The sequence below is a fragment of the uncultured Campylobacter sp. genome (assembly GCF_938045465.1).
In the GTDB taxonomy this organism is placed as follows: Bacteria; Campylobacterota; Campylobacteria; order Campylobacterales; family Campylobacteraceae; genus Campylobacter_B.
Genome location: NZ_CALIBF010000060.1, coordinates 1 through 8,504, shown reverse-complemented (window position 1 = coordinate 8,504; position 8,504 = coordinate 1). Strand labels below are relative to the sequence as shown.

Annotated in this window: 9 protein-coding genes; 7 read left to right on the top strand and 2 right to left on the bottom strand. The window is 47.6% G+C overall.

The features are described from left to right. The 3 genes from Q0413_RS03050 to Q0413_RS03040 all read left to right on the top strand — a co-directional run. Positions 1–394, top strand: a 394-nt coding sequence (locus Q0413_RS03050; protein WP_298987170.1) for a ribonucleotide-diphosphate reductase subunit beta, incomplete at its 5' end; no start/stop codon positions are given. A 279-nt stretch (positions 395–673) separates the two neighbouring features. After that, positions 674–1,309 (top strand): protein-L-isoaspartate(D-aspartate) O-methyltransferase, encoded by a 636-nt coding sequence (locus Q0413_RS03045; protein WP_297896800.1) that lies wholly within the window; start codon positions 674–676, stop codon positions 1,307–1,309. A 154-nt stretch (positions 1,310–1,463) separates the two neighbouring features. Next, a complete protein-coding gene (locus tag Q0413_RS03040) occupies positions 1,464–3,266 on the top strand; it encodes a hypothetical protein (RefSeq protein ID WP_298987168.1) in 1,803 nt (600 codons plus the stop codon). 431 nt (positions 3,267–3,697) lie between these two features. On the opposite strand, the gene Q0413_RS03035 is transcribed toward Q0413_RS03040, so the two are convergent. Then, on the bottom strand, positions 3,698–4,207 hold the full coding sequence (locus Q0413_RS03035) for a molybdenum cofactor biosynthesis protein MoaE (protein WP_298987166.1): 510 nt from the start codon (positions 4,205–4,207) through the stop codon (positions 3,698–3,700). A gap of 15 nt (positions 4,208–4,222) precedes the next feature. Beyond that, positions 4,223–4,444: a MoaD/ThiS family protein gene (locus Q0413_RS03030; protein ID WP_295152823.1), complete on the bottom strand. Its 222-nt coding sequence runs from the start codon at positions 4,442–4,444 to the stop codon at positions 4,223–4,225. Between the two features lie 87 nt (positions 4,445–4,531). Here Q0413_RS03030 and nspC point away from each other — a divergent pair, with 87 nt between their 5' ends. The 4 genes from nspC (at position 4,532) to selD (ending at position 8,441) form a co-directional block, all read left to right on the top strand. Continuing rightward, positions 4,532–5,686, top strand: coding sequence for a carboxynorspermidine decarboxylase (nspC, locus tag Q0413_RS03025; protein ID WP_298987164.1), 1,155 nt, complete (start codon positions 4,532–4,534; stop codon positions 5,684–5,686). A 95-nt stretch (positions 5,687–5,781) separates the two neighbouring features. Next, positions 5,782–6,741 (top strand): formate dehydrogenase subunit gamma, encoded by a 960-nt coding sequence (locus Q0413_RS03020; RefSeq protein ID WP_298987162.1) that lies wholly within the window; start codon positions 5,782–5,784, stop codon positions 6,739–6,741. An 84-nt stretch (positions 6,742–6,825) separates the two neighbouring features. Then, positions 6,826–7,422 carry a sulfurtransferase-like selenium metabolism protein YedF gene (gene yedF, locus Q0413_RS03015; protein ID WP_298987159.1) on the top strand — a complete coding sequence of 199 codons (597 nt, stop codon included), beginning with the start codon at positions 6,826–6,828 and terminating at the stop codon, positions 7,420–7,422. Further along, positions 7,422–8,441 (top strand): selenide, water dikinase SelD, encoded by a 1,020-nt coding sequence (gene selD / locus Q0413_RS03010; RefSeq protein ID WP_298987172.1) that lies wholly within the window; start codon positions 7,422–7,424, stop codon positions 8,439–8,441. The genes yedF and selD overlap by 1 nt, the downstream gene beginning before the upstream one ends. Positions 8,442–8,504 lie beyond the last annotated feature (63 nt).

Below are 8,504 nucleotides of genomic sequence, written 5' to 3'. Positions count from 1 at the left end.
GATCCGCTTCATACAGCGCGACGAGATCACGCACCTGCTACTCTTTCAAAATATGATAAATTCCGTCCGCAAGGAGCGCGCCGATCTGTTTAATAAGCGCAACGTGGATAAAATTTATGAGATGTTCGAGACGGCGGGGAGCTTAGAGATCGATTGGGGCAAATACATCACGGATAATCAAATCATGGGCTTTACGGACGACATCATCGAAGAATACATCCACTACCTGGTCGATCAACGCCTGCTCGCCATCGGGCTTGAGAAGCGATACGGCGCGAAACATCCGATAAAATGGGTCGATGATTTTTCTAAATTTAACGATCAAAAGAGCAACTTTTTCGAGAGCAAGGTCACGAACTACAGCAAAGGAAGCTTGAGTTTCGATGATTTTTAGCGGATTTTGCGGTTTGAAATTTTGCTCTGCCACATCGCGGCACGGATACTTTGCAGATACTTGTTCGGCGCGGTTTGGATACGCGATGAGTGCAAAAGGCGTATTACCTGCAAAATTTTTAAAATTTAGCCGCGCTATGTATTTAAAAAACGCAGCTCATGCTCTTTTGGCGCGGAGTGGAATTTCGGGAATTTTTAAAAATTTTAGCGGCCCAGAATTTAGACGGGGCGAAAGCTTTCGTGGCTTTAAATTTAAGGTCTGGTCGGGCGGGAGCGCGCTATGGTCTCGCTAGAGCGGCTTCGCTGCGAAAAGATGGCGAACGACATCGCCGAGCAGGTTAGCTTAAATCCTGCGCTTTTTGAAGCGTTTTGTAGCGTCGCTAGAAGCGAGTTTGCTCCGCTGGGCGCGCATGCCTTTAGCCTCAACGCGCAGCCCATTTTAGCCAGTCAGTGGATCAGTTCGCCGCTGACGGTCGCGCGCATGACGATGGCGCTAAGCGTGGATCCGAAGGTCGAGAAAATTTTAGAGATCGGCTGCGGCAGCGGCTATCAAGCGGCGATTTTAAGCAGGATGGTTCACCGCGTCTTTGCCGTCGAGCGCGTCGAGCGGCTGGTGGGCGAGGCGAAAAGACACTTTGCAAATCTCGGGATTTCAAACATCAGCCTGCGCCACGACGACGGCAACGCCGGGTGGAAAAATTTCGCCCCTTTCGATAGGATCTTGCTCTCTGCGTGCGCCGAGCGGATCGACGAGCGGCTGTTTGCGCAGCTGGCAATAGGCGGAATTTTGGTCGCTCCGATGAATAGAGGCGGCTCGCAAAAGATCGTTAGATTTAGTAAAATTTCGCCGTCCGAGATCAAAGAAGAGGAGCTTGGCGCCTGCGAGTTCGTCCCGCTGGTGCAGGGTCGCGGATAGATCTAGCGCGCAGTAAATTTTAAAATTTCCTACCGCCGCGGGCGCGTAAATTTAATAGAATTTGCTTTCGCGCTCCGCCGCGAGATCAGAGTTTTATTAATTATTTATTTAAATTCAAGTACAATACATAATTTTAATCTTTCAAGGATGAGTCATGCAAGATTTTAGCAAGGAAAAGATAGAGTCGCTGGTCGCCAGCTGGAAAAATCACAACAAAAACCAATTCTGGCTTAAAAAACAAACCGCGATTTCAAAGTATTTAGGCGAGATAAAGCGCTGCCTCGCAAGCTTTGATGAGACCGAGAACGAGTTTTTGCAAACTTTATATATAAATCTTAGCGACGGCAATCTTAGAAGCTGCAAAATTTTATCTTTAGGCGAGAAATTCGCGCACGCCGAGTATTTTTTTATGGATCAGTTTTTTGATTCCAATATCAGCGCGTTTTATTATGATTTCGCTTTCAAAGACCGCATTGTTGGCAAAAAGGAGCTGTTTCCCAAAAATGCCGTAAAAAGCGTAGATAGCGTGCTTAGCGGTGAGGATAAAAACATCGTCTCGCTTTATGTTTTTATCGAAAACATCGTTAAAAATTTCAATAGTTATTCGCAGGAGCGCACCGCGCGCGATATTTTCAAACAAAAGCTAGTCAATTTCTACGACGAGCTTTACAGGCTTCTTACGGCGGTGGATAGCGCTTTGGCGATCGATTTTTTCGACGTCGCGCTGCATAATCAGCCCTTCGTGCTGATGGAATTTTTAAAATCCGCGATAAATGCCGATAATTTCTATCTGATCGATAGCTACCTAAGCGACGACGGGATGCTAAATTTAGGACTTGCCGAGGGCGGTGATTTTGCGCAAATTTCGCGCGAAAAGCTCTATCTGCTATCTAGCATACTTGCGCAGTGCAACGATGAGTTTCCGACTCTCGTTTATCGCGATGAAACCGCACAAATTTTATCTTTGCTCTATGACGAAAAGGTTGAAATTTTCGAAGAATTTTACGAAGTAAGTTCGCGATTTATCGCGGAATTTACCCCGTATCCGCAGGATGTCGTGGGTGCGGCTAGGATCGTGTACTCCTCGCTATTTTTTGAATACGTCAAAAACTACAAAAGTGAAGAGGTCGCAAAAAATACGATATTTTACGGCGCGATCGGTACCGGCAAAACTCGCAGATTGCGGTCTTTGATCACTGAAAAGAAGCTTGCGACAAAAAATTTCCGCTACGTTTGCCTGCACGAAGGCTTTGAATACCGTGATTTCATCGACGGATTTTACGGCACAAGTTTCATCAATGGCGAGTTTAAGGCGCTGTGCAAAGAGGCGCTAAACGATCCGAAGGGCGAGTATTATTTTCTGATCGACAATGCAAGTGCCGCGAGTTTGGATAAAATTTTTGGCGAGGCTGCGGTGCTTTTAGATCGTCGCTACGACGAGAAAGACGAGCTTTCGCTGATCCGCACGAAAAATTCCCACGTAATCGACGGCTTTGAAGAGGGCGAAAAAGCGCGCGCAAGCGTCGTTTTAAAGGACGGCCGCTCATATTTTGCGGTGCCTAAAAATTTATACGTCCTATGCACTCTTAATGAGTACAAATACGTTTCGCCGTCGATTGCGAAGGCGTTTAGATGGATCAAATGCGAGTGCGATTACGGCGCGCTTGAGGATTATTTAAGAGATCGCGAGATCGTAAATGCAAGCGCGGTCGTTGCGGTTTGCAAGGCGCTGAATAAATTTATCGCCGATGAGGCAAAGAGCCTCGGCACGATCGGGCACGGCGTATTTATGGGGCTTGCGCGCTACCAAAATAACGCGCAGATCATGCAAGAGGGGCTAAACGGCTTTTTCGCCGAGGTGCTTGAGCCGATCTTTAGGTGCGCGGCAAGTGGCGAAGATACCGCTACGAGCCTTGGCGAGCGCATCGCTGAAGCTAAGAGCGTGTTTAAATTTTAGTCGCCGTTTGGCATAGATAGTTATATTTGCTATGAAATTTTAAAATTTCATAGCACCGCGTTTCATTTGTGCTCATGGATACGGCGCGCGAATTTGGGTTTAAATTTTGTTTTAATCCTGAAGTGTTTGCGACGTCGTGCTACTGCTTTATTTATCAAATGCCGTAGCAATGCCGATCTATTAAATTGATATAAATTTAGACTTGAAATTTTAGTTCTCGCTTGCCATGCTTATCGGAGCGCGGGCACGGAGTTGGATTGAAATTTTGAGCTTTAAATTTAGCCTCAGCCGCCAAATTTACACAAAATCTTTATTTTGAAATTCTGCAGTATCTCTACGCGGAATTTTGCTTGTCGGCGCAATCGCCGTTTTGATTAAATTTGATTGAATTAAAGCAAGCCTATAAATTTAAGCGGCGCGTGCTTTTAAATTTAACCCAAAAGCCCCGCGCCTTTTACTTTCTGCGAGCGATCCGCCGCGTAGAACCTCTTCCCGCCTACTACCTTGCCGCCCTCGATTTTTCCGCCCTTTACGTCGTATTTCCAGATCGGCGCGGCCGCCTTGAAATCCTCCACAAACTCGTTTATTAGCGCCAGAGCGACCTTACGCTGCGGGCTTACGACGCCTGCGACGTAGGAGCTTTCGTGGATCGGCACACCCCCGTTTGCATGTGCAAAAAGCACGAATGCACCCTGTGCCGCGGCCTTTTGCTGCCACGCTTCGAACCAAGTCCGCAAAATCGGCTCGTATATATCGAAGCTCAGCGCGCAGATGCCGCCCTCGTCGCGCACGATGCCCACGAAGGTGATAAACGCGCCGCAATTTACGTCCTTAAATTTAGCGTACCAGCGCGATAAAATCGCATCTACGTTCAAGCTGCCCTCATAAATTTCAGGCTCGATCCCGCTTAAAATTTCCGGATTAAATTTAGCCTCGCTCATCGCCGCTTCCTAAGCTTAGCCGCCGCAAACAGGAGGCAGAAGGCTCACGCGATCGCCGGATTTAAGCGCAAAATTCGCATCATAAATCATCTTATCGTTTACCGCTACGGCGCAGTTTGCGAGCCACTCCCGCAGACTTTCGTCCTTTTGCAGCTCCGCTTTTACCTCTTGCAAGGAGTTTGCGTTTAGGTGCAGGGGCTCGCGCCCGATCGGCCCTAAAAATTCTATCTCTACCATTTTTGTCCTTTTTTAAAGATTGGGCGATTTTAACCAAAAATTCATAAAATTTTATATAATTGCGTAAAAATTTAATGAGGAAAAACGATGAAAATCGATGAAATTTCGACCCCCGCGTACGTGTGCGAGGAGCAAAAACTGGTAAAAAATTTAGAAATTTTACGCGGCGTAGGCGAGCGAAGCGGCGCAAAAATTCTATGCGCGCTAAAAGGCTTTGCGTTTAGCTTCGCGATGCCTTACGTTGACAAATACCTCTGGGGCGCCACTTGCAGCGGTCTGCACGAGGCGAAATTTGCCGCGGAATTTATCAAAAACGGCGAAATCCACACATACTCGCCAGCGTTCAAAGAGGATGATTTGGACGAAATTTTAAAAATTTCAAACCACGTCGTATTCAATAGCGCCGCGCAGTGGCAAAAATACCGCGCAAAAGCGCTTGCTGCGGGCGCATCGTGCGGCTTGCGGCTAAATCCGCAGACCTCCTTCGCGCCCAAAGACGCTTACAATCCGTGCGGTAGCTTTAGCAGGCTCGGGATGAGCCTTGAAGCGCTGCAGCGGGCGATCTTGCAAGACGGCGAGTTTTTGCGCGGCATCTCGGGGCTACATTTTCACGCGCTGTGCGAAGAGAGCGCGCAGAGCCTAGAGCGGGTGCTCGAGGTTTTCGAGGCGAAATTTAGCAAGTATTTCAGAGGCCTAAAGTGGTTAAATTTCGGCGGCGGGCATCATATCACGCGCGCAGGCTACGACGTGGAGCTACTGATAAATTTGATCAAAAAATTTCGCGAAAAATACGAAGTCGAAATTTATCTTGAGCCGGGCGAGGCGGTGGGCTGGGAGTGCGGATATTTGGTCGCTAGCGTGCTTGATATTGTGGAAAACGACGCTAAAATCGCTATTTTAGACGCTTCCGCTGAAGCTCATATGCCCGATACCGTGCTGATGCCGTATCGTCCTGCGGTGCGCGGCGAGAGCGAGAGCGGTAAATTTAGCTATCGCTTCGGCGGAAACACCTGCCTTGCAGGCGACGTCGTGGGACTTGAGAGCGGGCAGCCCGAGTATAAATTTGACGCGCCGCTAAACATCGGCGATCGGGTCATTTTCGAGGATCAGATCCACTACACGATCGTGAAAAACACGACCTTTAACGGCATCAAGCTGCCTGATCTTGTTTTGGCTGACGAGCGTGGAGAGGTTTTAATGATCAAAAAATTCGGCTACGACGAGTATGCGAGGCGAAACTAGCGCCACACTTAATGCAAAAATGTAATTTTGCTTTGTAAGAAAATTTTTTGCAAAAAATGATATAATCGGCTTGAATTTTATATCTAAGGAAATCCATGAAAAGATTGTTTCTCGCGCTTTTCGCCTGTATTTATGCGCAGGCCGAGGAGAAAAAATATGCCGATATCGTGCAGGGAAATAGCGATGTTTGGGGCAATGCAAGGCTTGAAAACATCGATAACTACGGCAACGGCTTCGGTCCGATTTTTCTGCAATTTCAAGGACATCTGCAAAGCTCGGGCTTTTTTGCTTGGTTGGCTCTTGGTGCGGTTTTGGGCGTAATCATAGCTTTTATTGGGCACTACGCGATCATAGGGCCGAAGCACTTCGATCATCACGCGGGCAAGCCGATCTATGCATTTAATAAATTTGAGCGACTATACCATCTTGTAGCGGCCGTGGCATGGGCGATCTTGGTTCCGACAGGCTTAATTATGATGTTTGGCGAAGAATTCGGCGGCGGCGCTTTCGTGAGATTTTGTAAAAACGCTCACGGACTGGCTACGATAGCGTTTGCAATCTCCGTCGTGCCGATGTTCTTGCTGTGGTTTTGGCGTATGCTACCGCGAGCTTACGATATCAAATGGATGATGATCGTGGGCGGCTATCTAAGCAAAAAGAAGCGCGCAATCCCTGCGGGTAAATTTAACGCCGGCCAAAAGGCGTGGTTTTGGGTCGCGACTTTAGGCGGTATAGTGATGATAGCGACGGGTGCGTCAATGTTTTTCCTAGACTACGATATCCCTGCGATGAGAAGTGCGCTAGGTATGAGTCAGATCGAAATTTTAAGAGCAAGCGCGATTATTCATAATCTTTTGGGTGCGGTCTGCGCGGTATTTTTGCTTGTGCATATCTATATGGCGGTCTTTGCGATCAGCGGAGCCATCCACTCGATGATCGACGGACACAAGCCGGAGGAGGAAGTTTACGTACTTCACCACTACTGGTATCGCGAGCTGCTCGATAAAGGGCAGATTGCCAAATCGCAATTTGAAGCGAAGTACCCGCGCTTATAACTTGGGTAAATTTTATGCGGGTCTGCTTGCGTGCGGCTTGCATTAGCTTTGAGGTTCAAAGAATTTTATTTTTAAGGATTACATATGCAACTAGATTGTCGCAATTTAAATTGCCCGGAACCGCTTTTGCGCACCAAAAAAGCTCTCGGCGAGCTAAAAATCGGAGAGAGTTTAGAAATTTTAGTAAACGACGTAGCGCCTCGTGAAAACATAAAACGCTTTTTGGCTAAAAACGGCTTTGAGGCGCAAATTTCACAAGCGGGCGCTGACACACTTATAAAAACCGTAAAAACGGACGAGCTTAAAGATGAAAGTATCGACGATATTTATTGTAATGTCACGGCGCCAAAAAGAGGCAAGGTGATATTCCTAAACGAGGAGCAGTGCGGAAGCGGCCCGATCGGAAAGAGCTTGCTTGCTAAATTTTTAGGCGCGGCGCTAAGCCTAGACGAAAAGCCCGTAAAGGTTGTCTGCGTAAACAACGCCGTGCTTATAACCACGAACCGCGGCCACGAATGCTTCGAGGCGATCAAAAAGCTAAACGAAGCGGGAGCTGAAATTTTAAGCTGCGGAAGCTGTCTGGAGGGCTACAAACTGGTCGATAAGCTCGCGATCGGCGAGATTTCAAACGCATACGAAATCATGGACGTCCTATCAAAATACGAAGTAATCAAACTATGATCTACAGAGATTTTAACCTAACGAAATTTATTGCAGCCGCCGGTTGAGCCGCCAAGCTTGACCCGGCGGGTCTAACCGAAAATCTTGGAAATTTAATCGAGCCCAATGCAAGCCTGCTTTCGTCCACCTGCAGCAACGAAGATGCGAGCGTATTTCGTATAAGCGACGATCTTGCGCTCGTGCAGACACTCGATTTTATCACCCCTTTGGTGGACGATCCGTTTATTTTCGGACAGATCGCGGCGGCAAACTCCCTAAGCGACGTATTTGCAATGGGCGGCGAAGTGATAAATGCCCTAAACATCGTGGGTTTTGACGATTGTCATTTCTCAAACGAAATTCTGCGCGAAATTCTGTGCGGCGGCAAAGACAAAATCAAAGAGTGCGGAGGGGTCTTGGTGGGCGGACACACCATCTCTACTCCCGAAATTTATTACGGGCTTAGCGTCACGGGACGCGTAAATCCGCGTAAATTTTGGAGCAATAACACAGCGCGCGAAGGCGACCTGCTGATCCTAACAAAACCTCTCGGTACGGGCATCATCGCTACGGCTATTAAGGCGAAATTTCTTAAATTTGAAGAATTTCGTGACGCGATAGAGAGCATGATTTTGTTAAATTTTTATGCCGTGGGCGCGCTAGCGGGTCTAAAAATACATGCCGCGACCGACGTGACGGGCTTTGGACTACTTGGACACGCACTTGAGATGATAAATGAGAGCGTGAGTTTTAAAATTTATCCTAGTAAAATTCCGCTTTTAAAAAGCGCCCTCAGATGCCTTGATGAGGGGCTGATCCCCGCCGGAAGCTATAAAAATTTAAAATTTATCGCACCGGGTGTCGATTCCGAGCCGGACATAACGCTTTGCGACGCACAAACCAGCGGCGGACTTCTGCTTGCCGTAGCAGAAAAAGACGCGGCGCGAGCGCTTGTAAATTTAAAAAACGCAGGCTACGCTAGTAGCGCTATCATCGGCGAAGTGGTAGCACATGCCGAACATAAAATTTATTTAGTTTAAAATCTTTTTTATTCAGCCCCCTTTAAGCATCGCTCTTGTATAATCACAATTCTGTTTCGCACC

Bases quoted from the DNA above. Each gene is read 5' to 3' on its own strand.
- nspC (WP_298987164.1), top strand. From the start codon at position 4,532: ATGAAAATCGATGAAATTTCGACCCCCGCGTACGTGTGCGAGGAGCAA.
- Q0413_RS03030 (WP_295152823.1), bottom strand. From the start codon at position 4,444: ATGGTAGAGATAGAATTTTTAGGGCCGATCGGGCGCGAGCCCCTGCAC.
- yedF (WP_298987159.1), top strand. From the start codon at position 6,826: ATGCAACTAGATTGTCGCAATTTAAATTGCCCGGAACCGCTTTTGCGC.
- Q0413_RS03045 (WP_297896800.1), top strand. From the start codon at position 674: ATGGTCTCGCTAGAGCGGCTTCGCTGCGAAAAGATGGCGAACGACATC.
- Q0413_RS03035 (WP_298987166.1), bottom strand. From the start codon at position 4,207: ATGAGCGAGGCTAAATTTAATCCGGAAATTTTAAGCGGGATCGAGCCT.
- Q0413_RS03020 (WP_298987162.1), top strand. From the start codon at position 5,782: ATGAAAAGATTGTTTCTCGCGCTTTTCGCCTGTATTTATGCGCAGGCC.
- Q0413_RS03040 (WP_298987168.1), top strand. From the start codon at position 1,464: ATGCAAGATTTTAGCAAGGAAAAGATAGAGTCGCTGGTCGCCAGCTGG.